The organism is Arthrobacter sp. lap29, from assembly GCF_032458965.1.
Lineage (GTDB): Bacteria > Actinomycetota > Actinomycetes > Actinomycetales > Micrococcaceae > Specibacter > Specibacter psychrochitiniphilus.
This window is the reverse complement of the sequence record NZ_JAUCEK010000005.1, coordinates 248,676-275,112: the sequence shown is the minus strand read 5'-3', so window position 1 is coordinate 275,112 and position 26,437 is coordinate 248,676. Positions and strand designations below refer to the sequence as shown.

Genomic DNA, 26,437 nt, shown 5'->3' with positions numbered 1-26,437 from the left:
CCACAGCAGTAAAGGTGAACGCAATGACAATTGATCAAAAGTATGAGGCGCGGCTCAGTGCATTGCGCTTATGGGCCAACGACGTTGCGGCCAGGGGGTACCTTGCCCCGTCGGAGAATGATTTGGCCGCGATTGCCATTGCCAAGGGAGTTGACGCGCCCGGCGTGGATGTGGATCTCGTGCAGGCGTGGCAGGGTGCCATCCGCACGTTGTTGAAGCAGGTGGCATTCAACATTGCCGATCCACACCGTCAGCTGGGCAGCGAATACGACCGGCCAGAAGGTGCAGCAGCTGTCCGGGCCTCCGCCCCGCCCGAAGTCACCGCACCCGGGCCTGTGCGAGCTCAGCCTTTGGAATATGTTGTGGAAGAGGTAGACGTGGAAGTTACCGAACAGTCGGTCCCCGCAGCCCAAGCGCCTGCACCGCCAACGCTCGCGGAACGATGTGAGGAACTGTTGAAGAACTGGCGCAGGGCGGCAGTGGATGAAGGACGGCCATTTGCCAACCAAATCAAGGATCGAAACTTGCGAGCCGTGGCCAACAGCAAACGTGATTTGGAAGCAGTCCAGGCGCAACTGCCTGGTTTTGCACAAGATTATGCGCAGGAAATCGTGAACCTTCTGGCCGCTGTGGCCCCGCCGGCTGAGATGTCCCACTCCGGCGCACCGCCTCTGCCGGATGCTGCGCCACACCCGCTTAGCGCTCAACCATCGATGGTGCCGCCCGCTGTCTCCACAGGAACGGCCTCTGTGCACTCTGAGGCCCCGGCCAAGGCTTCCACTTCAGCCATGGCCCAGCAAGCACAGCCCAGCGTTGCTGCGGCCGCAACTGCCAGCGCGCCGGGTCAAGCGGCTTCTGGGGTGCTGGAGGTGAGCATGTTTGCTGCCTATGACTTCATGTCAGCAGAAACAACACCGGGCGAGATCAAATTGACGCGAACCCAGGATGGGTCCCGCCGTTACGCGTGGGACCCCAACTCCGACCCTGGTGACTTTAAGATTTACCGCATTATTTCCGGCGATGGGATGGTGCCTTACAACCCAGACCAAGCTGACGTCATTGCCATCTCCACAGACGCGGCTGCCTTGGATCCTCGAGCATTCCGCACTGCTGTTCGCCATGTTCAGGTCTGGTGCAACTCCGGTCGGGACCAAACTGACGCGTTAAACTCCCAGCCCGTTCTGCACGCAATGCTGGATGTGGTGGGTGAAGTTCCTGTGGTGGACATCCGTGAAGACAGCGGCAGGATCATTGGACAATGGACGGCGCTTCCCGGAACTGAAAAAGTTCAGATCTTCCGTATTCCTGCCGCAGTGGCAGCATTTGCTGGCAGTGACCCCGCCTACCGGATCTTAGCTGGTGGGACCAACCTGGGCGGTTTTGTCGATGCCGAGGCCGAGCGCGGTGTCAGCTACATCTACAAGGTGTATACGGAAGCTGCGGTCCATAACGTCAATCGGCTATCGGCACCCGCCGTGGTCCATATGAACGTATCCTCTGTCCTGTTGCCCGTTGATGATCTTGCCGCAACGGTCAAAGCCGACGACGATAATGAGACCGTCCTCGTTGACTTGAACTGGAGCATTCCGCCCGGGGGCCGCGTGGACATTTACCGTACCGCCACCCGGCCGGCTGCCGGCATTGAGCTAAAAGCCATCGAAGAAGCTACTTTGGAACAGGGTGGCCTGCGCCCTGAATTCCGGTTGGCCCACCCCATAGAGCCTTTGGATGGCACGGCCTCCATGCTCAATGTCCCCTGGCCGGTGGAATGGACCAGAACGTACTTCACACCAGTGACAGTTCTTGAGGGCCGCGCACATGTGGGCGCCAGCACGGTGAGCACCCGGCCCACCAGAATCCGCAATGCCAAGGTTGTGGAACGTGTGGACAGTCAGATCCTGACGTTTGAATGGCCAGACGGTGCCGATGCTGTGATGGTTTACAGCGGGGCTCCCGGTCAAGGTGCTGAAGCTGCGTTGACCGGCCAGCCGCAAGAGATTTCCCATTCGGGATATAACCAGCGCGGCGGCCTCTACTTCTCTACTCTGCTGCCGGCGGTAGGCTGCGACCTGCACTTGGTTCCCGTCAGCTATGAAGCCGGGTCGAGGGTCAGCGGTACTGTCACCACCATCAACTACCCCTGGCTGCTGCGTGTTTCTTATAACGTGGCGCAGCGAAAGAACCGATTCACAGGCAAGATCACCGGGTTGACGGTGGCGGTGCAATCCCGCATGCCGAACGCACAGTTGCCGGGATTCGTACTCGTCTATCATCCTGAGCGGCTGCCTCTGACTGCGGCGGATGGGCTGCACCTGAATATGATGCGTGACATGGACGGAGCTGCTCCGGCGGCCCGTGTGTTCCAACCCGAAAACAGGGCGCCATCAGACCCTGCCGATGTTTGGAAGACTGACCAGGCAACGTGGGATGCCGAAGTTCGCCCGGGGACAGGATATGTTCGGCTATTCCCGGCAGTGGCGCTGGAGGGGCTTAAGATGATGGCCGTACTGGATCCTGGCGTCAACGAGCTCTCATTGTTGTCCCGGGGCAATTCAGCGTGGGGGCTGCTCGGTGGACGCTGAGACTTCGTTGCCGCGATGGGGTCAGCTTAGCTATGCCTCCTTCGATCTGGGCCATGGGACACGGGGAGGGTGGCAGTTGAAGGAGCGTAGCGGTGGCCTACTCGATCAGGAATTTGCTGCCCTGCAGTCCAGGATAGTAACCCAATTCGACCCAGTGGTAGCGCCCAATGATTTCCCTGGGAGTGCAGAGATTGCAGCCATGCCCAGGCGTTTTACCCATGTTCGCGACGAATCCGGCCAAGGCCGCTACTGGCACGCCGTCATGGCCGGTGCGGATACGTCCGGACGGCCGGGAAACGTTTTCAGCCATGTCCTGGTGGACAGAAACCCCGAAAATGCCAGCCCAGGAATCCGGCCCATCCAATGGTGGAATTCGCCCGAGTTACTGCGGCCATACGGTGCTGAGCAGGTCAATGGCGCAAAACTCCCCGTGTTTTCGGCAGGAGCTTTCGCCCCTGGGCTGGGGGCCTCTAGCGTCTTGGACTTCCTCTTCGCCCAAAATGTGTGGCGGGCCGGAGTGCTTGCTGTTCTCCTTGATGCTGTGAGTGGGGCAATGCGTGGGGGACCCGGCGTCGTACTGGTTGCAGACTCGACGAACAACGCCGCCTTGTGGACGGCCGCAGTGAGCTTCCTGTGTTCTCCCCACTTTGCCCGGCAGCTTAACTTTTCACTCTTTGAACGTGCGGCTTCGCTGGAGACAGTCTTTGCCCGTGGTGTCCATCTTGCTTGTGTACCGCGTGAAGATGCGCCGTTGTTGGGTGAGCTCTCAGGCATTGTGATTCTTGATGAGGCGGAAACCCCAAATATGGGGGACGTGGGAGGTCACCCGCACACCACGGCGGCCGGATCCACCATTTCTGCAACATATTGGGGAACATTGGCTCAAGACGCTGTTGCCTCGCGTGAAACAACACAGGAAGTCATGGCGGAATTGGACCACGTCAGTGCGCGGTTGGGAGAGACCGGGGCCGACCCCAGCTGGCCACTGGCATTGACGGCTGTGCGGCAACCGCATATTTTTGCGGATGCGGCTGCCGAGGCTGTTGTTGTGTTGAAGATGTCCTCGCCGCCCTCCCTGCGCAATGACGGCGAACTTTTGGCTCAGACACTGGCGGCCATCAGCGCATCCGGCAGTGTTCATGCGCAGGATGCGTGGAATGAGCTCTTTAGGGGTGAGACATCCGAGCTGGTCCGAGAAACACTGGTGCAGACTTATCTTGAACGGGCCTTAAACGATGTTGACTGGCTGGAACTCCCCGGCAGTGTGCCGTTGCCGGAGGACTACCGGGTGGAGGTTAACACTGCGAGCCTGAAGGCTCTGGCCCGGTCAACCATCCTTGGGCTTCGCACCAGGCTGGCCGAACAGAGCAGCCGTCAATCCGTGTTGACGGCTCCGGGTGTGCTGGACTTTGTTGCTTCATGCCAGCTGATTGATTTATCAGCAAGGGCTGACACTGAACTTGCTGATGCCACGGAAGAGATCATTGAACGGGTGATCGGTGCTGTCATTGACTTTGATGATGAGGCACAAGCATTAGCCGAGATGAACGGCCCTTTGCGCAGTGGCGATGTGGCCCGGAGGTTCTTGGACGGTGTGGCACGCACAGGACGATTTGAACAATCCCTGCCTGGGAACCGGATGCCTGCAGTGTTTCGGGATTGGTTATTCCCCGGTGTGCCCCAGGCAGTGGTCCCGCAAGAGCTGAGCCGCAATGGCATGAAGCTCGATCCCATGATTGTTGAGGTGGCGCTGTGGCGTTGCGTCAACGGGCAGGGGGCCGTTGATAGGGCGCGAGTCGTTGCGGCCGTAGGGCTGATGGAAACCTTTTCCGGAACGCAAGAACCAGAGCTATTGCCGCAGCTTCTCTTTAACCAGGCCACTGCGTGGAATGGTGAAGAGCTGTGGCTCGTTGAAAAACGGTGCCCCAAGGAACTGCCCGGAGAATTGTTTTACAGCGTTCTGTTGGAAGAGCCGTGGTCCCAAGGCCTTGCGGAACTGTGCAAGCTAGTGAGTATGCGGGGGGTTCAAGACATCACGCCGTTGGAAGCTGAATTGGCCAACCTGCGCCGGGCCAGCGAAGACCAGGCTCCGGGAGTGGCCGGTCTGGCCCACTCCTGGGTGCAAGGCAGTCCTGATGTGGTTTATGAGAAGGCCGTGATGTTCGTGCGGACACTGGACAACGCTCTGACAGGCTTGGGCCGGATGCTGGGGCCAGGAAGCGTTAGCGCACTTCTGGTGGTTGCAACGGTCATAGTTCTGGGTTCGGACAAGCCATTTGGGCCGTGGCCGCACGCCCTGAAACAACAACTGAGAAGTCTCGGGAGGATGGCGGATCCCGGAATTGCCAACGCGCTTGGCAGGTGTGTGGAAACGAGCTGTCTCAGTATTGCCGACGCCGAGCATCTGGGCAGGATCGCCTTGTACATTCAGCCCGGCTTTCCAGTGGGCGCTGGCCTGGAGGGGCGCTACCTGGGCGGTATCCGGGTGCCTCTGAATGGAAGCTACGTTCCTGTTCTGGAAGTTCCGCTGCGCAAGGTCCTGGCGACCATGCCACTGTACGATCTTGATGGCGCCGCTGCCGCAACCCTGGAAGTCATCCGCGAGGGATTGCCGGAAACGGAATCGGATCGCCAACGGGAGAAGGCGTTCCAGAAACGCGAAAAGATGTTCTCCGTTTGGTGGCATCAGTTGTGTACCGAATCTGGAAGGATGGCGGCAGAACAGGACCGCCCAGCCTTCCGTGAGTCTATTAAGTCCATCAAATCGGCGTTGTGGAAGGATCGATAATGCCCACTTACATGTTGGAGGGCGCAGCTGAGGTAAAGCTCAATGTGCGCCCCCTGAGGTTCATCCTTCGCCTTGAAGGCCCCGGCGTCCAAGGCTGGTTGGAGATCTCCCAAGACTCCCGGGCCGTACAGAACGTGATGCGTCCACCCAGTGCGGAAAGTATGGTGATCCTGCCGCAAGTGGCTGGTGCCACCATGGTCTCGCTACTGCCGGTTGGGATGGAACGGTTCCCGGCCCCCACAATCGCCCACCTGTCCATTGTTGTGGAAGACAAGGTGACCGCGGATCCACAACGGGTTGTGTTGGCCCCCGTTGACGTTTCCGGGCTGGATCGCAAGGACCTGATCTTTATTTCTCCTGGCGAAGGGGCCTTGAGCGTTCGGGCAGCACACAATCAGGCAGACGCTGATTTAGGCGCGCTTGGCAACGCAGCGCGAGTGGCCACGAGGGAAATTCTGGGACTGCAATGGGTGGAGCCAGCCCTGTCCGTGAACATGGTGGTTGCTGTGGATGGCTCAGGATCCACCGTGGATCTGGTTCAAGAAGGGACTATCGCTACCGTGGCTCAGGTGATTGCCGGGATTTCCCAAGTTGTATCAAACGGCCGGGACGTCAACGCGGCAATTGTTGACGAGTCGTTCCACCTGCTGCCACCTGCTGACCTGGCGCAACTGCCAGCGCTTATCAACGAACACTTCAAGAACCGGATTCCATCCAGCGGTTTCCGTTCAACGAGCCGCCTTGATAGTCACTACGGGCTCCCCGCACAGCAGCTGGTGTATCTGCTCACTGATGGGCTGCCTGCGGATGCCGAAGAGCTGCCACGGTATGGGTCCGGGGAGGAAATCCGCCACATAGTGGCAGTTGGTGATCCGGCAGCGTGGCAGCTTTTGGGCGGCTCGCATGCTCCCAACACACTCATAGAAGCGCCTATCCAAGGCGAATCGGTCAGTGACAGGCTGCTGCGGGACCCCCGTGCACTATCTGCAGTGGTCGCATCACTACTGCAGGCATGTTTCCCTGCAGGCTCGGATTTGTCAGGGAAGGTGAACCGATGAGCACTAAATGTCCTAGTTGTTTTCAGGAGATTACGGATCAGCAGGCGTTCTGGGTCTGTACTACAGGGCTATGCCCCACAGAGACTGACGAAGTGGCTAGCGGATTCATGGGTTTCGAAGTCAAAAATGGTCCCAAAATATATCAGCCACCACCCGCTGATGCCGGTAAAAACTGGCGCCCGGCAGATACCGCCGCGTGCGGTGGCTGCAACGAACCGGCACAGGATGCATGCCCGCGCTGTCACTACGTGCTGCCTATTGATTGGCGTGTGGGGCGGGCTACGTGCATTGCCATGAGTGGCGCCCGGGCAACCGGGAAGTCACTTTATTTGGCTGTTTTGGTCAAAGAACTGAAGTACTTGATGAGCCTGCTCAATTGCTCGGTTGACTTTGCAGACAACCGTTCACGGGAGAAGTACACGGAAATTTATGAGAAGCCACTCTTCAAGGAGCGCGGCCTCATGAACCCCACCCCCAGCAATCTGCAGGCGGATTCGTACACCCGCGACCCGGTGATTTTGAGCCTTGGCATGGTCAATGGGGTGCGCCGTTTCCTCTCCATTCGCGACGTTGCGGGTGAGGACATGGAGAACCCTCCAGAAAACCTGCGTCCGCTCTCTTTCCTGGCTAATGCCGATGCTTTGTTCTTCATGTTTGATCCGCTGGCCGTCCCCGATATTCGGCTCAAATTGCAGGACCTCATCCCCGCGCAGCTCCTTCTCGGAGGGGACCCGCAGATGGTCTTGGGAAATCTGCTGCGCATGCTGGGTTCCGCAACACCACATTTGGCGGTGATCCTGTCCAAGTTTGATGCGCTCCAGGAAATGCGCAATGTGGATGATGTTGCATGGCAGTCAATCATGTCCAACTCAGGGGCTGCTTTTCTGCGAGACCCAAGTCTGCAAAGTGCTGCCTACAACCAGCAGGATGGGGACCTTCTGCACGAGGAAGTGCGCAGCCTGTTGCACAAACTTGAGGCCAAGAACCTTGTTATGAGTTTGGAGAATCCAAATAACGGACGGCCGTTGAACTACCGCTTCTTCGCGGTCTCAGCCCTCGGCGAATCACCCAATGGGAAATCCGTGCACGCCCGGGGGATAGCCCCGTTTAGGTGCCTGGACCCGGCGAAATGGGTTCTGAGCGCTACGGGTGTCCTCTAGAAGTTCGCCCGGCTAGGCCAGCGGATACGGGCAACATTATCAAAGGTGGAACGGTCATGGATCTGAACATTTGGTTGAATTTCCTCATGCAGTCCGCCATGATTGCTGCCCTGGCCAGTCTGGTTTTTGGCGGACTGGCCGGGTATGCGCTGGCTTCTCTGGGCAGTATCCCGGTGTGGGTAGGAATCCTTGTTGGCGCCTTGATACCCGTGCTCGGTTTGCTGATCTTGGCCATTGTGGCTTTGGCCAGTCACAAAAAGATGGCGCCCCTTCCCGGGGAACTGTGGTGGATTCGCTCCCGTGCAGGAAGAGTTTTCTTGACAGCACTGGGTATCCTGGCGGCAGTGTTGCTGTTGTCCATGTTTCTGGGCTGGTTCAAGATGCGAATTGCGGGGATACCCGCGCTGAGCATTGGCGCCTGGGGCACAGTCATTGGGGCCGTCTTGGTGATTTCCCTCGTGGTTGTTGTGGGTGCGGCTGCGCTCGGGGTAAGGCGTCCCACACGTACGGGGGCCGTGCTGATGGGCTGGTTTGGCTGCTGGTGGATGTTCCTCTCCGTCGTGGCCATTGCACTCCAAGCCCCGGCTGTCTCCCTTGCCAGTTCGGTGGGTGCGCTCAAATATACGGTGGGGGACGTGACGAAGTTGCTGAACCTGGAAAATGTGGCGGGGGAGGTGCGACTTCCCGACGGCGTTGACCCGGCATGGTTGGGCTTGGACAGTTCCACTGTGGACCTGTCCACGGTTGATCTGGGCCAAGCCATCCCCGATCTCTCCTTCAGCGTGGGGCCCGGGTGGTGGTTGGCCCTCACCTTCGGTTTTGGTGCCGTGGTGTGGTCCTTTGCCATGATCAACAGGGCGTCCGAGAGGACCCGAGCGTGTGCGGCACCAGCAGCGCATCTTATTAAAATTGACCCCGTTCAATCCCAGGGTTTTGGAGCGCCGGGGCCATATACCAACATGCCGCAGCCTTACAACGGCCAAAGGAATTATTGGGAACAGTAAACGGGCACCCTGGCCCGGATGCTGCAGCACTATCCAAGGAAGCGCCCAACGGGGCCGGGCAGTGGATAAAAAACAGCAACTTCAATGCACAGACGCAAGGAGTACGGACGTATGGAGAAAATTTCATTGGATGCCAAGGGCCAAAACCGGCTCAATATCTTAATCAGGTGGGCTGCTGAGCTAACCCGCGCCGGGCGTCAAGTGCCAGATTATGCAGACTTGGAACTTATTGCCCACACCAAAGTTGTCGCAGTAGACGGTGCCGGGGCTCACATTGTTCAGGCCTGGGAGCCCACCATCAGTTGGATGCTCAAACAGGCAGCCTTTGGCGTAGGTGACCCCTACCTGCATCTGCCGGAAGAGCTTCTCGTCCCGGCAGGAAGCGAACCGGAGGTGGCCGCCATCGTCCAGGTGGAGGTGACAGTAGAAGCAGTACAGATAGAAGAAGTGCAGGTGGAAGTATCGCTTGCCCCCTCTCTTGACTGCGTTTCTGTCCCGGTCCCGGCAGAGGCGCAGGCGGCAGAGCCCAAAGCGGTGCCAGTATCCCGCACCCCCAAATGGGAACTTGCGGCGATTGAACAAGTGCACGAGGCCATTAAGCGCTACGTCAAGCCGCTTGAGGCGCTCAAGGCCCGGGATGCCAACGAGGGAGATACCCGCATGGTGGTGACGGACATGCTGTGTGAGGGGCTGGACTATGACAAGTTCAAGGACCTCACCACCGAATACATGGTCAAGCAGGACTTTGCCGACTACGGTGTGCGGATCGACAAGCAGATGGTGGCCTTCATCGAGGTCAAACGGATCAGCCAGAAACTCAACGAACGCCACCTGCGCCAAGTACTCATGTACGCGGTCAATGAAGGTGTGGAGTGGATGGTGCTGACCAACGGGGCCGTGTGGCAGACCTACCACCTCACCGGCGGGTTGCCCGTGGTGGTTGATCTGGTGTTTGAGGTTGATCTTTTAGGGCCGGCACCGCTGGCTGAGAAAACAGAATTGATGTTCCTGTTGCACAAGGAAGCCCTGAAGCGCCGGCGCATTGATGAGATGTGGCGGCACAGGGCAGCCACCGAACCTGGCGCGCTGTTGGAGTTGATCCTATCCGAGGCCATGCTGGATGAGTTGCGCAAGGAAGTACGCCGCAGAACGGGCATCGCCACCACGGCAGAGGCTCTCAGCGAAGTGATTCGCACTGAAATTGTGGATCCAAAACTGCTGGCAAAGCTGTTTAAGGCCTAGCCACGAGGGGGCCTAGTCACACCGCGGCTCAATGGCCGCTCCCACGTAGACTGGCACCATGACTGACGCCTCTGCTGAACGCGATGACTCTGTTAACCACGTTGACGCGGGGGCCCTGACGGCCCTGCCCAAGGCTGAGCTGCACCTGCACATTGAGGGCACGCTGGAACCGGAATTGATCCTGGAACTGGCGGCCCGCAATGGCATCGCGTTGCCCTTCCCCACGCTTGAGCTGCTGCGTGAGCAGTACCAGTTCACCGATCTGCAATCCTTCTTGGATCTTTATTACGCCAATATGGCAGTGCTGGTAGCGGCGGATGATTTTACCGATATGACTCGCGCGTATTTGCGCCGGGCCAAAGAGTGCGGGGTACGCCACGCGGAAATCATGTTTGACCCGCAGGCCCATGTGGCGCGGGGCGTGAAATTGGCCACGGCGGTCAACGGCATAGCGGCTGCGCTCGCTACCAGCGTGGCTGACTTTGGTATTTCCACCGAACTCATTGCTGCTTTCCTGCGTGATGAATCCGAAGGCTCAGCGCTGGAGGTGTTGGAAGAACTGCTGGCCATGAAGGCGCCAATCATCGGCATTGGGCTGGACTCCGCAGAGGTGGGCAATCCGCCGTCGAAGTTCATCCGGTTGTACAAGCGGGCCGCCGAGGCGGGGCTGCGGCTCGCGGCGCACGCGGGGGAGGAAGGCCCACCCAGCTACGTTGAGGACGCCTTGAACTTGCTGGGTGTGGAACGCATTGACCACGGCATCAGGGCTGTTGAGGACAGGATCCTGGTCAAGCGGCTGGTTCGGGAGCAAACCCCCCTGACAGTTTGTCCGCTCTCGAATGTGCGCCTGCGGGCGGTGGACACCTTGGCTGCGCACCCCCTGCCGCAAATGATTTCAGCAGGGCTCAATGTCTGCGTCAATTCCGATGACCCCGCCTATTTTGGCGGCTATGTGAGCGCCAACTTTGAAGCACTGGCTGCCGAGTTCGGCTGGGATGTGGCAACCGTGGAGCTTCTGGCGGGCAACTCCATCCGTTCCTCCTTCGCATCGGTTGCACGCAAGGCCGAGTTGCTGGCCGAACTCGCGGCCTGGCGGGCAGCTCAGGGCTAGTTGCTGGCCCAATGCACTTAGTGTCCGTAGGCGCGGGAGCCTAGCCTCCGGCCAGCAGTTGGCTGGCCGCCTGTGCCACGGGGGCAATTTGCTCCACCAACAGCACCCCTCCCAGCCCGCACATGATGATGCCGCTGGTGAGGGTCACACCGCGGGCTGCACCCGGGCGTGAACGCAGCAGTTTACGGGCGCCGGCTGCCACGAAGGTGTAAATGATTGCGGTCATCAGAACAAAGGAAAGCCCCAGAATGGCGGACTGCAGTGGCACCGAAAATGCGGCGTCGGCCCTGATGAACTGAGGCGTCAGGGCCACAAATAGCAGCATTCCCTTCGGGTTGATGCTGCTGGTGCCAAAGCCCTGCAGGAACGCCCCCCACTCAGATCCGGGACGGTTGCGAAGAGCGTCAGCTGCTGGCAAGGAGTTTCCGGCGGCCATATCCACGGGCAGTTCGCCGTTGGGTCCCACGGTGAGGAATCCGGCACCACGCCATGACTTGGTGGTCATGAACCCGAGCCACAAAAGGTAGATTGCCCCCGCTATGGTCAGCCAGAGCAACAAGCTGGGCATGGCAGTCATCAATGCCGCAATTCCCGCCGCCAACAAGATGGTGTGCAGCACATAGCCGGAGGATAGCCCCGCAACGGCGGGAACAAAGCTGCGCTTGCTCAAGCCTGCCGCAATGGCGAACGCCCAATCCGGGCCCGGGGTGCATGTCAGAGTGACGGCGACTATAAGGAAGCCTGTGAGGGCCTGCGGATCCATGCTGCTCCTGCTGCGTGCTGTGGTGATGCTGATGGGTACCGCAATCTTAGGGAAATTTATGCCATAAGTGTTTACCTTTTTCGCCCACAATAGTGGTTATGGCGATAAGATATATCTGTGATTGATGCTATAGACAAAGAAATTTTGCGCACGCTCCAAGCTGATGGCCGTAAGAGCGCTACCGCACTCGCCTCTGAGGTGGGGTTGACGGTTGCGCCGTGCCATCGCCGGTTAAAGGACTTGGAGGCGTCGGGGGTCATTAGCGGCTACCGGGCCATCATTGATCCGGCCGCCGTTGGGCTGGGCTTTGAAGCGTTGGTCTTTGTCACGCTGGCCCGCGTGGACCGCCCCACCATCGAAGAGTTCGAAGCCATGGTTGTGGCCAATTTGCACATCACCTCGGCCCAACGCCTTTTCGGAGACCCTGACTACATTCTCAAGGTCATGGCGAAGGACCTCAGCGATTACCAGCAGTGCTTTGACAATGAACTGACCATGCTCCCCGGCGTGCAGCGTGTGAGCTCAACGTTGGTCATGAAAAACCTCAAGCCGGGTGCGGGACTGCCGCTGTAGTCTTGCGCCACGGACCAGCGTTAGAGGCCGTGACAAAAGTTAGGGTGTGGTCAGTCCACATTGAATGTGTTTTGGCCTACAGTGGAGAACATGAAAATTGCGCTCTTCGCTACTTGCATCGTCGACGCCATGTATCCGCGCACAGCACAGGCCACTGTGCTCATTTTGGAACGGCTGGGGCATGAGGTGGTGTTCCCGGCGGGGCAGGCCTGCTGTGGGCAGATGCACGTCAATTCCGGCTACTTCAAGGAAGCCCACGCCGTGGTGGCGAACCATGTTCAGGCCTTTGACACGCAGGATTACGACGTCGCTGTGGCGCCTTCTGGTTCCTGTGTTGCCAGCGTGAAGCACCAGCATGAGCTGGTGGCCCGCCGTTGTGGGGACCCCGCATTGGAAGCCCGGGCCGCCGTAGTGGGTGCAAAAACGTATGAGTTGTCCCAGCTGCTAACAGATGTCCTGGGCATAACCAACGCCGCTGAACAACTGGGCTCGTACTTCCCCCACAAGGTCACCTACCATCCCAGCTGCCACGGCATGCGCCTACTGCACTTGGAAGACCGCCAATTGAACCTGCTGGCCAGCGTGGGCGGCATTGAAATGGTGGAACTGCCGCAAGCGGATCAGTGCTGTGGCTTTGGCGGCACCTTCTCCATGAAAAACGCCGATGTCTCCGCCGCCATGAACGCTGACAAGGCGGCCAATATTTGTGGCACCGGCGCCGAACTGTGTTCCGGCGGCGACGCCAGCTGCCTCATGCACATTGGCGGCGGACTGTCTCGCCAAGGCAGTGACGTGGGCACCCTCCACTTCGCCGAGATCCTGGCCAGCACACTTCAAAACCCCATCACCGTCACCGGCGAGGTCACATTGGCAGGGAGCAAGCGATGAGCAGCAACACTTTTCTGGGCATGCCTACACTTCCGGTTTTTGGACACGGTAACCTCAACGCGACCGAGCCGTTTCCGCAGGCCGCGCACCGCGAACTGGGCAATGAGCAGCTGCGTGCCAACCTGGGCCACGCCACCCACACCATCCGGGACAAGCGGCTGAAAGTTGTTGCCGAGCTGCCCGACTGGGAAGACATGCGAGATGCTGGCAGCGCCATCAAGAACGCCACCCTGGCGAACCTGCCGGCCCTGCTGGAACAATTCGAGACGAACTTCACCGCACGCGGCGGGATCATCCACTGGGCCCGCGACGCCAACGAAGCCAACCAGATTGTCACCGCGCTTATCCGTGAAACCGGCGAAACCGAGGTGGTCAAGGTCAAGTCCATGGCCACCCAGGAGATTGGCCTCAATGAATACCTCGAAGAGCAGGGCATTGCCGCCTATGAGACCGACCTTGCGGAGCTGATAGTCCAGCTCGATCATGACAAGCCCAGCCACATTCTGGTCCCGGCCATCCACAAGAACCGCAGCCAGGTTCGGGAGATCTTCCTGCGCGAGATGCCTGTTGTGGACCCGAACCTGACTGATGAACCAGCGCGTTTGGCCGAAGCTGCCCGCACGCATCTTCGTAAGAAATTCCTCTCTGCGAAAGTGGCCATTTCTGGTGCCAACTTCGGTTTGGCGGACACGGGCACCCTGACAGTGGTGGAGTCCGAAGGTAACGGCCGCATGTGCCTTACCCTGCCGGAAACCCTCATCACCGTCATGGGCATTGAAAAGCTGCTGCCCCGCTGGGAAGACCTGGAAGTGTTCATGCAGTTGCTGCCGCGTTCCTCCACAGGGGAGAGGATGAACCCTTACACCTCGTTGTGGACCGGCGTCACCCCCGGCGACGGCCCCCAAAACGTGCACCTGGTGATGCTGGATAACGGCCGTACCGCAGCACTTGCCGACGAGTTCGGCCGGACTGCGCTGAACTGCATCCGCTGCTCGGCGTGCATGAACGTTTGCCCCGTCTACGAACGCACCGGCGGACACGCCTACGGTTCCACTTACCCAGGACCCATTGGCGCCATCCTCTCCCCGCTGATGACCGGCATCAAGAGCGAAGAAAATAACTCTCTGCCTTACGCCTCCTCCTTGTGCGGGGCCTGCTTTGACGCCTGCCCGGTGAAGATCAACATCCCCGAAATCCTTGTCCACCTGCGCGGCGAGGACGTTGACTCCCAACGTGCAAAGCTCAAGGTACCCAGCCAGATGGACCTCATGATGAAGGGCGCCGAGTGGGCGTTTTCCTCCGGTGCGCACCTGAATCTGCTGGAAAAAGGGCTGCCTCTGGGCAAGTTTGCCGCCGGCCGCGACAAGGTCATCAAGAAGCTTCCCGGACTGGCTGGTGGGTGGACGCAAAGCAGGGATATACCCGCACCGCCGAGCCAGTCATTTCGCCAATGGTGGGCCAAGGAACACCAGCCAGGTGCCGCCGCGATACCCGGAAACAGCAGCGCTGGAACCACAGAAGGGGAGCAGGCATGAGCGCCCGCGAAGAGATCATGACCAGGATCAAATCGGCACTGCGCGATGCACCCGAGACTCCCGTGGTGCCACGCGAGTACCGCCGCGCCTCGAACATGAGCGCGGAGCAGCGGCTCGAGCAACTCGTGGAGCGGCTCATCGACTACAAGGCGAACGTGTTCCTCACGCCCGCCGTTGAGGCCCCGGCGCGCCTGGCGGAACTGCTGGCCGGATCGGCCTCGATTGTGGTGCCGCACGGCCTGCCCCAGGCGTGGCTTTCCCGGCTCAAAGACGTTGCTGTGAAGAACGACGCCGGGGCGCTGGCTATCCATGTTGACTCACCCGAGCATCGCCTCACCACCGCCGAGTTGGATGCCGTGGACGCCGTGGTAACTGCTTCGGCTGTGGCAGTTTCAGAGACCGGTACTATCATGCTTGACGGCAGTGAGGATCAGGGCCGGCGCATCATCTCACTGGTTCCGGACCGGCACATATGTCTCCTGACGGTGGTCCAAATTGTGGAGGTGCTGCCCGAGGCCATTGCGCGCCTGGAAGCCACCCGCCCGCAGACGTGGATCAGCGGGCCTAGCGCCACGAGTGATATTGAGCTTGAACGGGTTGAGGGTGTCCACGGTCCGCGCACGCTGGATGTCATCATCCTGACATAAACCAGGACGCTCCGCGGCTCCGGCGTACTTCCCCTCGACAGCGCCCGGCGGTGGTGGGAGCATGGCCCCTATGGAAACTTCGCAGCTCTTGGAAGATGCTTTTGGTCGGATTGACACAATTGTCTCTGCGGTTCTGGACGGGCTGAGCCCGGAGCGGGCGAATTGGCGGCCCGGCGGTACAGGCAATTCCATCGCGTGGCTCGTATGGCATCTAAGCCGGGCACAGGACGAGCAGATTGCCAACGTTTCGGGCCTGGAGTCTGTCTGGAGCATGGGCGGCTATGCTGAGAGTTTCGGCTTTGGGCTTGACCCTGCCGATCACGGCTATGGGCACACGTCGGCGCAGGTGGATGCGGTGCGTGTACAGTCTTTGGCTCTCTTGCAGGAGTACCACCACAACGTCCTGGCTCAGAGCCTGGATTACGTCCGGGAACTGTCCAATTTTGAGCTGGATCGGGTGGTGGACACAAGGTGGAACCCACCCGTCACGCTGGCGGTCCGCCTCGTCAGCATTGTCGATGACTGCGTACAGCACGGTGGGCAGGCGGCCTACGTCAAGGGCCTGCCCGCCACTCTCTGACGCGGATCTGCGGGGACTCTGCGCCGGAGCAAAAAACACAAAAGCGCAGCTTCCCCCGGCGTGTGTGGCTGCCAAGGGAAGCTGCGCTGTCAAAGCCGCTACGTTAGGCGACGGGCACGCCCGACTTGGCGGCCGGCGTCGTGCCATGAGCTGGTGCATGGGAGGACGCCGCACCTCCTGTGGGGATGCAGGCGGCGAGCACGGCCGAGGCCACAGCAGCGCCGATGGCCAGCAGGAATGTCACGCGGAACGCATCCATGGTGGGCAATGAGTACGGGCCAAGCTGCATGCTCATGGAGGCTAGTACCACTGTGATTACGGCGGCTGAACTGGACGTTCCGATGGCACGCATTAACGAGTTGAGGCCATTTGCTGCGGCTGTTTCGGTAATGGGCACGGCGCCCATGATCAGGGCCGGCATGGCGGCGAAGGCAAGGCCCAGGCCGGCGCTGATCACCATGGAAGCGACGATGATTTCCCATACGGCGCCGTTGAGGAACAGGGCGACGACATATCCGGCTGCGATAACGAGGGCACCCAATGTCAGGGTCACCTTCGGACCGCGGCGTGCGGAGAGCTTCGCCGAGACGGGGGAGAGCAGCATCATGACAATGCCACCCGGTGCCAGCGCCAGGCCTGCCTGGATCATGGTCAGTTCAAGCCCATAACCGGTTGCGGCCGGGGCCATCAAGAGCTGGATGAAAATCAGCGACATGCCGTACATGGCGAAGCCGATCATGATGGAGGAGAGGTTTGTCAGCAGTACTCGCGGACGCGCCGAAACCCGCAGGTCAACCAGTGCGTTGGTGGTGCGAAGCTGGTAGAAGCCCCAGACGAGCAAGACGACCACTGACGCGACAAACATGCCGATGGTTAGGGGGCTGTCCCAGCCCCATTCACTGCCCTTGGTGACAGGTACAAGCAGTGCAACCAGACCTACCGCCAGTCCGGCAGCGCCCCAGCCATCAAAACGGCCGGGTGTGAAAACAGGGGATTCGGGCAGAACAAAGGCTATGAGCAGCGTGCAGGCAAGGCCCAGCCCCGCCGCAACCCAGAAGAGTATGTGCCAGTTGGCGGTTTGGGCAATCAAGGCGGACAACGGGATACCGATGGCCCCGCCCACACCCATGGTGGCGCTCATGGTGGCGATGGCAGGCCCCACCTTTGCCGGCGGCAGCTCATCACGCATGATGCTGATACCCAACGGGATGGCTCCCATGGCCAGTCCCTGAAGTGTGCGTCCCACTACGATGATCGAGAGCGAATCACTTAGAGCACACAGCACTGAGCCAACCACCATGGCTAGCAAGCTCAGGATCAGGATTCGGCGCTTGCCGAACATGTCACCTAGACGTCCGCTGATGGGCGTCACTACAGCGCCGGCCACCAGCGTTGCTGTGATGGCCCAGGAGGCATCAGTGGCGGAGGCGTTGAGGAACTTAGGCAGCTCGGGAATCAGCGGAATGATCAACGTTTGCATGAGCGAGACAACAATGCCGCAAAACGCCAACGTTGCAACAATCATGGCCGGTGAAGGTGTGCGGGTGGAACTTTTGTTTTTACTACTGAACACTGGGCTCCCGATAAAATCAATCTTGTGTATGATGCAATAAGTATGCATCATACACAAGATTATTGAGATGAGGATTGTGCTACACGAAGAAAAGGTGCTGGAACAGCTCGAATATGAGCTGATGTTGCTGGCTCGGCATGCTCTGCGCCCGTATCACCGGCACGAGGAAGTCCTCGACCGCTCGGCCATGGTTCTCTTGAGTTGGCTGGAAAATGTTACCCCCATGACGCTCAAGGAGCTGGCCGCGGCGCTCCGGTTGGATGCCTCCACTGTGCACCGTCAGGTGGCGGCACTGCTGCGCACTGAATTGCTCGCCTATGCCCCAAATACAAGCGGCGAGGTGGCCCGCCGTGTGACGCCCACACCAGCCGGGATTGCTGCCATGAAGGCGACGCGCACTATCCATGCCCAAGGTATTGAGCGGGTTATGGAGGAGTGGCCGGTGGCGCGCCGGGCACAGTTTCTGGCCGGACTCCAGGAGTTTAACAGCGATGTTGAGCGGCTGGAAGGTAGCCCCTGGCCGCGCGGCGCCGTCACATCATGATTTTCCTTACATATTTGCTTTTTCCGGCCTAGGCTGGGCTTTACTCCACCGTCCCTGCTCTCGCCACGTAAGTAGTTGTGTGCGTGGCAGTTGCCTGTAGCGGCCGTTGGGGGTGTGTCTCGTTGCACTAGAGGGCGTCAAGTGCCGCCTTCTGAACTAACAGATAGGAAGCATATCCATGTCAGGAAACAAAGCCGTTGCCTACAAGGGACCCGGAGTGGTTGAGGTCATTGACATTGACTACCCCACATTCGAGCTCAAGGACGGGCCGGGCGTCAACCCGGCAAATGTGGGACGCAAGGTTCCCCACGGCGTCATTTTGCGCACAGTGGCCACTAACATTTGTGGTTCCGATCAGCACATGGTCAGGGGACGCACCACAGCTCCGGCTGATCTGGTCCTGGGCCACGAAATCACCGGCGAGGTCGTTGAAGTGGGCCCCGACGTCGAATTCATCAAGGTGGGCGACATCTGCTCCGTGCCCTTCAACATTGCCTGTGGCCGTTGCCGGAACTGTAAGGAGCGCAAGACCGGTATTTGTCTGAACGTCAACCCTGACCGTCCGGGCAGTGCCTACGGTTATGTGGACATGGGCGGCTGGGTAGGCGGGCAGGCCGAGTACGTTCTGGTCCCTTACGCCGACTGGAACCTTTTGAAGTTCCCGGACCGGGATCAAGCACTTGAGAAGATGCTGGATCTGACCATGCTCTCCGATATTTTTCCGACAGGGTTCCACGGTGCGGTAACGGCCGGGGTTGGGGTTGGTTCAACGGTCTACATTGCCGGTGCCGGACCCGTGGGCCTTGCCGCAGCCACCTCGGCACATTTGCTGGGTGCCGCCGTGGTCATTGTGGGAGACATGAATGCGGAGAGGTTGGCGCAGGCGCGCACATTTGGTTGCGAGACCATTGACCTATCCAATGGCGATCCGGGGTCTCAAATTGAGCAACTGCTGGGTGTTCCAGAGGTTGACTGTGCCGTAGATGCTGTTGGCTTCGAGGCGAAGGGCCACGGTCATGGGGCGGGGGAGGCTCCGGCCACCGTGCTGAACTCGCTCATGGACATCACCGCGGCAGGTGGTTCCTTGGGCATTCCGGGACTCTACGTGACAGGTGATCCTGGCGGCATCGATACGGCAGCGCAGAAGGGTGCGTTGAGTCTGAGTTTGGGCACAGGCTGGGCCAAGTCGCTGGCCTTCACTACGGGGCAGTGCCCTGTGATGAAGTACAACCGCGGCCTCATGATGGCGATCTTGCATGACAAGGTCTCCATTGCCAAGAACGTCAACGCCCAGGCGATCTCGCTCACCGATGCGCCGCGCGGCTATGCCGAGTTCGACGCCGGTGCGGCCACCAAGTATGTCCTGAACCCTAACGGGTACCTGGACTAAGTCAGGCGGTGACCGCTGGCCCGGGAAACGCGTTTCGTTGCCCGGGCCAGCTTGCATCCGGTTACTTTTCCCACGGCGCTTTGAACGGGAAGTAGTCCTCTAGGAAATCTGTGACAAGTTTCCGGCGCAATTCTGGTGTGGCATCGCCGAAGCTGCCGTCATTGAGGCACAGAAAGTCAGCATTGCGCCGGGCCAGCACGTGCGGGAGTTGGGTCAGGCCAGCCATGTTGGCGGTGTCCACATAGATACCCCTGCCATCCTTGTGCATGACCGCCCGGCCGGTCAGCAAGGCGTAGTAATGGTAGAGCGAATTCGTCACGGAAATATTATTGGCAGCCCTGAAGGTGCTGGCCGCGGTTGCCGCAAACTCGGGCTCAAATTCCTTGTTCAATTGGGTCAAGACAGACCTGCGCAAGGGGGCCGCGCTGTGTTCCAAGTGGCGGGTTGTGAAGGCGCCGAATCGATCCCATAAAAGTCTACGGTTGACCCGGGCTGAATTCTCAAAGCCGCTGCGTTCTTGGGCGCTTTCGCCCAGACCAATACGGTTGGGGGAAAGCATGAAGCGGCTGATGCCCCCTGTCGTGAAAAACAGCTCGGGTGAGAGTGGGCGAGCAAAAAACATGTCGTCATTGGAATATAGAAAATGCTCGGCCAACCCCTCGATGTGATGCAGCTGTGATTCCACGGCCATGGAGTTGTGGGTTGGCAACACGGAAGGGTCCGCGAAGTGCTCGTGGCTGCGGACCAGAGTGACTTTTGGGTGTTCAGCGAGCCATTCCGGGGCGGGAGAATCAGTGGCAATGTAGATGTGCCGGATCCACGGGGCGAACAAATGCACGGAACGTAAAGCGTATTTGAGCTCGTCCACGTGACGGAAGCGTGATGCGTGGGCATCGCCCTCACCCAGTACGGCCCCGGACTCCAATTCTCGCCGTGCCACCTGGTAATTTTCGGAGCTTCCGTCAACCCACGAAAACACCATGTCAATGTCAAAACGGATGTCGAAGGCGTGGTCAATGAACATGTTTTCTAGGGTGGGCCAGCACTTGCCATGGAGTTCCACCGTGCTGGGCCGCGCGTCACGGCGTTCAACGTTTCGGCGCGTGAGCGAGTTCTCCACGGGCAGGCCGATGTGTGTGGGTGAAAATGCCCACAGCTCAATTTGGACACCCCACGCGGCCCCGTAATACAGGCCGCCAAGGGGAGCCACCCGGGGACGGAAAAGTCTGATAATCCGTGTCTTGGGCTCCTTGGCGAGCAGGCCATCGGCAACCAAGACAGTGGATTTCCTAGTGTCAACACTGCGCGCATGGAAGGGCTCCCGGGCAAAGGCGGCAACCAGGCACTCCCGCAGCTTCTCGCGTAGGGAGGTATCGATCGCGAGGACGGGGCGTGCGTCATTGCCCCGGACCAGCAGGTATTCAATTCCGCCTTCATCCAAGGCCCGGCGAACCGCAAGGAGATCCAGAACCATTGCTTCTTGGGGCGTGAGCCCGGCAGTATTGAGCAGTGTCAGCCGGCCGCGATTTCTCACAATATCCGTGCGGGCAAGAATGGCTTCCGAGGCAGCCGACTTTTTGCTTGTCGGCTTGGTCGCGGCCGGCTTGGTCGCGGCAGCGTCATGGGCGGCTGCGTTGCGGGCTGTGGGCTGGCTGGGCAAGGCATTCTCCTGGAGGCTGGCGGGACAGGCCAACTCCGAGCCTACCGCGTTGGCACCTGCCCGATCCGGAATACATGCTCCGGATCGAGGTGGCGGGCAAGGGCGGATAATTTCTCCAGTACTGGGGCAGTGTAGTTTTGGGCGAACCCTGCTTCCCTGTGGCACAGTGCGCTGGGTACTTCGGGTTCCTCTGTGCAAAAGCCCCGCCAAATTGACGGATTTCAACCAGCACATGGGGTGAGGCGCTGTCCGGCCGCGCGAGTTCCAGCATGGCGTTGGCCGCTTCAATAGGGACCTGACAGGAGAGCTGAACGTTCGGCGGCGGAGCCTTTGCCGCCGCGCACCCCTCAGAAGAGCTCCGCATCGGAGTGTGCCGTGGCCGGTTGCCTACAAGGCGACTGGCATCCCGTTGGCGGCCCCAAATTTCAGGGCGACCATAACATCTGAGGCCTGAGCGGCCTCCACCACGGCTGCCGGTCGCGTTTGTATGGCCATGTTCCACGGAGTGGCCAACGGGCTATAGGAGGGGTGTTCTGGCTAGATCTGGGCGTGAAGTACTGCGCCGGTAGGTGGCTCAATCTTTCTGCGGACTCTTCTTGCGGTGGAAGAGCAGCGCTAGGGAGATTCCGGCCAGCCAAAAGTCCTTAGCCATAGCTGTTCCGGCAGAGGTAGGGCGGATGCCATCTTGCTCGGTCATGCCGGGAGATTTCAGATACGTGGCCACGAGCCCGCCGGAAAATCCGCCCAGTGCCAGCCCGGCCAGGCGGCTGGAGACAAACGGGGCCAGGATGAAAGCTCCCAAGGCTACCTCTGTATAGGCCAGCCGAGAGCCGAATTGCTCGGGCTTCCAGGCGGCCACTTGGGGGAATACCTGTTGTGCCGCTGATTGCAATCCGGCGGCGTGTTCGGGAGTGATCTTGAGCTTGCCAATGCCGGAGTTGAGGATGAACGCTCCAGAGACGAGTCGCAGTGCGGCATTGCTGATGCTGAATCCCATGGTTTTCTCCTGTGGTGGTGAAAGTTGGTGCTGCTGAAAGCTGTGGTGTTGATGCTTTCACCTTATGGCGGTCCATGGTTTCCTGGCTAGGGTACGTCCCGCTTCCCGGGTCTGACTCAAGAGCCAGACGTCACTTGACGTGGTGCCTCATGTCAATATGCTCGCCAAGTGAGTACTGCGTGCCTCATCTAAAGTGCTCGCGTAATGCTCATGCGGCGTGGGGTGTTTGGGAGTATGTCTTGGCCGCGGCCAGCCGGATCAGTCGCTGCTGGATCTCATTGATCTGGTTCGTGAGATCGGCCAGATCGAGGCTGGCGTAGAGCTCCTCCAAGTGGCGGCGTTGGGGTTCGAGCATGATCCCGGTGTCTTTGATCCGTTGGGCTGGGGTGCGTGGATCGTCGTAGCTGCGCACCGATTTCTCTTTACCGCTGAGGTGGTATCCGGTGACTTTCTTGGTCGGCAGGAACAGGTTCTTGCGCGCGTTCACTAGCGGCCAGAGTTCGTTAAGTAGGTGGAGTTCAACCTCGGTGTCGTAACGGTAATTGAACGCGGATCAGCGCACGATGGCACCGTTCTTTTGCTCAACAAACGGGTTGTCGTTCGAGTGGTGGGGCCGGGAGCGGGTCATGCGAATGTTGTGGGTATTGCACCACGTAGTGACTGCCTCGTTGAGGAATTCAGACCCATTGTCGGAGTGAACATGATCGATGGGGTAAGGGAATTCGTCCTGGATTTCTTCCATCGCCGCGACCACCCATTTAGCGGCTTTGTTCTTGATCGCCCGGTTGATCGTCCACCCGGTAACGGGATCAGTGACGGTCAGTGTGAACGCGTACTAACCCTTGGCACTGTTGCCACAATGAGCGACGGTATCGATTGCGACCATGCCGGGCTGCCAGTCAATGGGCGGGATCCGGGACGTGATCGGTATGACCTCGGTGTACTGATTCCGCCGCGACCGAGTCGTGGATTTCCCGTCCGGATACATCGAGAGTTTGAACGGTGCCAGCAATCGGTCGATCGTGGCCGCACTCATCGCCAGCAACTGCGCGTGGACCTCGGCGCTGTGGCGAGAGCGGACCCGCCCGAACGCGCCGGAACCCATGTGAGATTCCATGTTGGCCAGCGTCGTCCCCATGACCGCGGCCAGGTATTTCCCGCAGGGCTGGCCCCCGTCGTTTGAAGGCTCTGCCGAGCTGCCGGCGGGCATTCGCCCGAGACCACCCGATCTCAACTATCAACCGGTCAAGGATCTCACCCTTGGCCTTCTTCGAAGCCCGAGAATACTCCCCGGCTTCCTTCATCGTAATTTCCCTACGCGCAGACAACGACATCCCATAGTCCATCCCTCCAGCACACCAAAGCACCCGAACATGCACCAGAGATTTCGCGAGCACTTTAGATGAGTCTCGTCGCTTGATTGACATTTGTGATGTTTGGCACATAGTCTCTTCCGTACCGGGACAGCGCTTTCCCAGATTATATTCCGGCGAATTGAGATCAAGTTTTGTCCTCACAAAGTAGTAAGGGTTATGGCAATGCAGCTTGCGAGCGAAGTGGTAAATTCGTCAGCCGATGAGGTGAGCCGGCCGTCACCCGTTGTGCCAGCACCGCGATTGAAAAAGCCGCCGGCTGTTTTTGGCTGGCTGTTGGACCTTTGGCGGCCCGCAACCTTTGTTTTGATCCTGTTCGGTACATGGTGGGTGGTAACTGAAAACGGTTGGGTCGCACCATATATTTTGCCTAGCCCAGTGGACACCTGGACCACCATGGTGGACAACGCCGCATACTTGAGCACCCACACCTGGGTCACGGCCATTGAAACAATCATCGGTTTTGCAATTGCCGTGGTCATTGGTGAACTGGTTGCCGTCATGATGATCTACTCGAAGACCATCGAAAAAACCGCATACCCGCTAATCTTGTTCGCCCAGGTTATTCCAAAGATTGCTGTGGCACCCCTCTTCGTGGTGTGGCTGGGCTTTGGAATGGAACCGAAGATTGTCATTGCCGTCCTCATGGCGTTCTTCCCCATTGTGGTATCCGGTATGGCTGGCTTGAAATCGGTTGACCCTGAAATTTTGGAGCTCACTTCCACCATGGGAGCCAGCTCCATCAAGACGTTCCTAAAGGTGCGGTTGCCGGCTTCTTTGCCTCAGCTGTTCTCGGGTTTGAAGGTGGCCGCCACCTTGGCCGTGACGGGCGCCGTCGTTGGTGAATTTGTGGGAGCCAACGAAGGGCTCGGATATGTCATTTTGCAGGCCAACGGGAACATCGACACGGCAATGCTCTTTGCGGCGCTCATCATCATGTCGCTCATGGGGATACTTCTCTTTGCGCTGATTCAGATTGCCGAGTGGTTCCTGATCCCTTGGCACTCATCCCGGCGTATCACCGGTTCTGCTGCGACGGCTGGCTGATTGCACGTTTCCTTGACTTGGTAGGCAGTTCAAATAGCACCTTCAGTAACTCATCTTGGGAGAAAACAATGAACATTTCACGTCGCTCTGTCCTGACTACTTCCCTCGCGGCAGCGGCTGCACTGGGCCTCGCTGCTTGTGGTGGCAATGGCCCCGCCAAACCTATACCTGAAGAAGGCGGTCCAACTGCGGCCACACTGATGCTCAACTGGTACCCGTACGGGGAGCATGCGGCGCTGTACTACGGTGTGGAAAAGGGAATTTTCAAGAAGCACGGGATTGATCTAACCATCAAGGCTGGGCAGGGTTCCACGAAAACCGTCCAGGCTGCTGGCCAGGATCAAGTCGATTTCGGGTGGGCCGATACCCCCGCTCTGCTGGCTAATATAGATAAGGGTGTGAAGGTCAAGAGTATTGGCGTCTTCTTGCAAACCACTCCGTCGGCTGTTCAAGTATTTACTGACTCCGGTATCATGACACCCGCGGACCTAAAAGGTAAGACCATTGCGGTTTCGGCGGGCGACGCCCCCACTACTACCTTCCCGATCTTCCTTAAGGCTGCCGGACTAGCGGAAAGCGATGTCAAACAGCAGAACCTTGATGCCGCAGGCAAGATGGCAGCGATGCTTTCCGGCAAGGTGGATGGATTGATCGGTTTCGCTCACGACCAGGGCCCCACCATCGCGGCCAAGAGTGGCAAAGATGTGACTTATCTACGCTACGCCGACGCGGGTGTGAACTTCTTCTCCAACGGGCTGGTGGCCTCCGACGGTTTCCTGGACAAGAACCCGGACCTGGCCACGGCCATGGTGGCCGCTGTCTCAGAGTCATTCGAAGAGGCCATTAAGAACCCAGAGGAGGCAGCCAAAGCCATGGACGGCAAGGACCCGCAGATCCCGGCCCAGGAAGTGGTTCAAGAGCAGTGGAAGCAGACCATCAAATTGTTGAGTACCGCCAATACCGAAGGTAAGCGTCCAGGGGCCAATGCTGACGAAGACTGGACGTCCACTATCAAGACACTTGCGGATGCCGGATTGATCGAATCCGCTGGCGAGATCAGCAAATACTTCAACGCAGCATTCGCACCTAAGTAGGGAATTGTCATGACCGCAATGTCACCTGAGAAATCCAGCCTGCAACTGGAGCCAGTGGTTGAAATTGAGCATCTGAACGTTACGTTTTCGTCAAAGCGCGGCCACCGCGTGGTGGCTGTTGAGGACGCCTCGTTAGCCATTGGGCAGGGAGAATTCGTATCTATCGCAGGCCCGTCCGGTTGTGGAAAGTCCACCATGCTCAAGGTGGTGGCCGGGCTGACACGTGCCACTAGCGGATCGGTGCGCCTCCGTGGTTCTGATGTAACGGGACCCCGGCAGGACATTGGCTACGTATTTCAACGGGCGGCTCTCTTGGAGTGGCGAAATGTGCGCGCCAATATACTATTGCAGGCAGAAATGCGGGGTATGGACAAGGCTCATGCCAATCGGCGGGCCGATGACTTGATTGCCATGACAGGTCTAACCGGTTTTGAAAAATCACTGCCGCACGAGCTTTCGGGCGGCATGCAGCAGCGAGTTTCCTTGTGCCGGGCGTTGCTGCATGAACCGGATGTTCTCCTCATGGACGAACCATTTGGTGCACTTGATGCGCTGACACGCGAGAAGATGAATATTGAGTTGCACCGTATCTGGCGTGAAACCGGTACCACCGTCATTTTGGTGACTCACTCGGTTTCGGAAGCGGTCTACTTGGCCAACCGGGTTGTTGTCATGAGCCCGAGGCCCGGGCGGATCCAAGAGATTATTGAGGTTCCGTTCGGCAACAATAGAGACTTTGGTGAAACGTTGGCGCTGCCCGAATTTGGTGATATTTCAGCTCGAGTTCGCGATTTGCTGGGTGCCACGCACGCAGAAGACTGAAGTTGG

24 protein-coding genes are annotated in these 26,437 nt (G+C 59.1%); 17 read left to right on the top strand and 7 right to left on the bottom strand.

The features are described 5' to 3' along the window. Window positions 1–23: 23 nt before the first annotated feature. The 7 genes from RY113_RS10900 to RY113_RS10870 all read left to right on the top strand — a co-directional run bounded on the left by RY113_RS10900 (window position 24) and on the right by RY113_RS10870 (window position 10,945). Entirely contained in the window at window positions 24–2,582 is a 2,559-nt protein-coding gene (locus tag RY113_RS10900) for a hypothetical protein (protein ID WP_315914553.1), read from the top strand. Then, complete coding sequence (locus RY113_RS10895; protein ID WP_315914552.1) at window positions 2,572–5,370, top strand: hypothetical protein; 2,799 nt, start codon at window positions 2,572–2,574, stop codon at window positions 5,368–5,370. Before RY113_RS10900 ends, RY113_RS10895 begins: the two co-directional genes overlap by 11 nt. After that, window positions 5,370–6,428 carry a hypothetical protein gene (locus tag RY113_RS10890; RefSeq protein WP_315914551.1) on the top strand — a complete coding sequence of 353 codons (1,059 nt, stop codon included), beginning with the start codon at window positions 5,370–5,372 and terminating at the stop codon, window positions 6,426–6,428. The genes RY113_RS10895 and RY113_RS10890 overlap by 1 nt, the downstream gene beginning before the upstream one ends. A gap of 92 nt (window positions 6,429–6,520) precedes the next feature. Then, window positions 6,521–7,588, top strand: a complete 1,068-nt coding sequence (locus RY113_RS10885) for a hypothetical protein (RefSeq protein ID WP_211315105.1) — start codon at window positions 6,521–6,523, stop codon at window positions 7,586–7,588. Window positions 7,589–7,644: 56 nt separating this feature from the next. Continuing rightward, window positions 7,645–8,592 carry a hypothetical protein gene (locus tag RY113_RS10880; protein WP_315914550.1) on the top strand — a complete coding sequence of 316 codons (948 nt, stop codon included), beginning with the start codon at window positions 7,645–7,647 and terminating at the stop codon, window positions 8,590–8,592. Between the two features lie 111 nt (window positions 8,593–8,703). Next, window positions 8,704–9,834, top strand: a complete 1,131-nt coding sequence (locus RY113_RS10875) for a type I restriction enzyme HsdR N-terminal domain-containing protein (protein ID WP_315914549.1) — start codon at window positions 8,704–8,706, stop codon at window positions 9,832–9,834. A gap of 58 nt (window positions 9,835–9,892) precedes the next feature. Further along, entirely contained in the window at window positions 9,893–10,945 is a 1,053-nt protein-coding gene (locus tag RY113_RS10870; RefSeq protein WP_315914548.1) for an adenosine deaminase, read from the top strand. 40 nt (window positions 10,946–10,985) lie between these two features. Here RY113_RS10870 and RY113_RS10865 read toward each other — a convergent pair whose 3' ends face one another. After that, window positions 10,986–11,708 (bottom strand): LysE family translocator, encoded by a 723-nt coding sequence (locus RY113_RS10865; protein ID WP_315914547.1) that lies wholly within the window; start codon window positions 11,706–11,708, stop codon window positions 10,986–10,988. 117 nt (window positions 11,709–11,825) lie between these two features. Between RY113_RS10865 and RY113_RS10860 the strand changes: the two genes are divergently transcribed. From RY113_RS10860 to RY113_RS10840, 5 genes are all read left to right on the top strand, one after another. After that, window positions 11,826–12,281, top strand: coding sequence for an Lrp/AsnC family transcriptional regulator (locus RY113_RS10860; RefSeq protein WP_315914546.1), 456 nt, complete (start codon window positions 11,826–11,828; stop codon window positions 12,279–12,281). A 90-nt stretch (window positions 12,282–12,371) separates the two neighbouring features. After that, complete coding sequence (locus RY113_RS10855) at window positions 12,372–13,169, top strand: (Fe-S)-binding protein (RefSeq protein ID WP_315914545.1); 798 nt, start codon at window positions 12,372–12,374, stop codon at window positions 13,167–13,169. Continuing rightward, window positions 13,166–14,704 carry a LutB/LldF family L-lactate oxidation iron-sulfur protein gene (locus tag RY113_RS10850; protein WP_110105771.1) on the top strand — a complete coding sequence of 513 codons (1,539 nt, stop codon included), beginning with the start codon at window positions 13,166–13,168 and terminating at the stop codon, window positions 14,702–14,704. The genes RY113_RS10855 and RY113_RS10850 overlap by 4 nt, the downstream gene beginning before the upstream one ends. Then, window positions 14,701–15,351, top strand: a complete 651-nt coding sequence (locus RY113_RS10845; RefSeq protein ID WP_315914544.1) for an LUD domain-containing protein — start codon at window positions 14,701–14,703, stop codon at window positions 15,349–15,351. The genes RY113_RS10850 and RY113_RS10845 overlap by 4 nt, the downstream gene beginning before the upstream one ends. 70 nt (window positions 15,352–15,421) lie before the next feature. Next, the gene (locus RY113_RS10840) at window positions 15,422–15,931 is read left to right on the top strand and encodes a mycothiol transferase (protein WP_315914543.1); all 510 of its coding nucleotides are present in this window, start codon (window positions 15,422–15,424) and stop codon (window positions 15,929–15,931) included. A 103-nt stretch (window positions 15,932–16,034) separates the two neighbouring features. Here RY113_RS10840 and RY113_RS10835 read toward each other — a convergent pair whose 3' ends face one another. Next, entirely contained in the window at window positions 16,035–17,456 is a 1,422-nt protein-coding gene (locus RY113_RS10835; protein WP_315914542.1) for an MFS transporter, read from the bottom strand. A 115-nt stretch (window positions 17,457–17,571) separates the two neighbouring features. Between RY113_RS10835 and RY113_RS10830 the strand changes: the two genes are divergently transcribed. After that, the gene (locus RY113_RS10830; RefSeq protein WP_315914541.1) at window positions 17,572–18,048 is read left to right on the top strand and encodes a MarR family winged helix-turn-helix transcriptional regulator; all 477 of its coding nucleotides are present in this window, start codon (window positions 17,572–17,574) and stop codon (window positions 18,046–18,048) included. 178 nt (window positions 18,049–18,226) lie between these two features. Then, on the top strand, window positions 18,227–19,438 hold the full coding sequence (gene fdhA, locus RY113_RS10825) for a formaldehyde dehydrogenase, glutathione-independent (RefSeq protein WP_315914540.1): 1,212 nt from the start codon (window positions 18,227–18,229) through the stop codon (window positions 19,436–19,438). Window positions 19,439–19,499: 61 nt separating this feature from the next. Here the strand turns inward: fdhA and RY113_RS10820 are convergent, their stop codons facing one another. The 5 genes from RY113_RS10820 to RY113_RS10800 form a co-directional block, all read right to left on the bottom strand. Next, entirely contained in the window at window positions 19,500–21,098 is a 1,599-nt protein-coding gene (locus RY113_RS10820; protein WP_315914539.1) for a stealth conserved region 3 domain-containing protein, read from the bottom strand. Window positions 21,099–21,672: 574 nt separating this feature from the next. Further along, window positions 21,673–22,095 (bottom strand): DoxX family membrane protein, encoded by a 423-nt coding sequence (locus RY113_RS10815; protein ID WP_315914538.1) that lies wholly within the window; start codon window positions 22,093–22,095, stop codon window positions 21,673–21,675. 208 nt (window positions 22,096–22,303) lie between these two features. After that, a complete protein-coding gene (locus RY113_RS10810; protein WP_315914537.1) occupies window positions 22,304–22,582 on the bottom strand; it encodes a hypothetical protein in 279 nt (92 codons plus the stop codon). Window positions 22,583–22,648: 66 nt separating this feature from the next. Continuing rightward, a complete protein-coding gene (locus tag RY113_RS10805; RefSeq protein ID WP_315914642.1) occupies window positions 22,649–22,918 on the bottom strand; it encodes a transposase family protein in 270 nt (89 codons plus the stop codon). Window positions 22,919–22,930: 12 nt separating this feature from the next. Further along, the gene (locus RY113_RS10800; RefSeq protein ID WP_315914536.1) at window positions 22,931–23,305 is read right to left on the bottom strand and encodes a hypothetical protein; all 375 of its coding nucleotides are present in this window, start codon (window positions 23,303–23,305) and stop codon (window positions 22,931–22,933) included. A gap of 541 nt (window positions 23,306–23,846) precedes the next feature. Between RY113_RS10800 and RY113_RS10795 the strand changes: the two genes are divergently transcribed. The 3 genes from RY113_RS10795 to RY113_RS10785 all read left to right on the top strand — a co-directional run bounded on the left by RY113_RS10795 (window position 23,847) and on the right by RY113_RS10785 (window position 26,431). Then, complete coding sequence (locus RY113_RS10795) at window positions 23,847–24,515, top strand: ABC transporter permease (protein WP_315914535.1); 669 nt, start codon at window positions 23,847–23,849, stop codon at window positions 24,513–24,515. Window positions 24,516–24,583: 68 nt separating this feature from the next. Beyond that, window positions 24,584–25,609: an ABC transporter substrate-binding protein gene (locus tag RY113_RS10790; RefSeq protein ID WP_315914534.1), complete on the top strand. Its 1,026-nt coding sequence runs from the start codon at window positions 24,584–24,586 to the stop codon at window positions 25,607–25,609. A 9-nt stretch (window positions 25,610–25,618) separates the two neighbouring features. Beyond that, window positions 25,619–26,431: an ABC transporter ATP-binding protein gene (locus RY113_RS10785; RefSeq protein ID WP_315914533.1), complete on the top strand. Its 813-nt coding sequence runs from the start codon at window positions 25,619–25,621 to the stop codon at window positions 26,429–26,431. The last annotated feature ends 6 nt before the right edge of the window (window positions 26,432–26,437 follow it).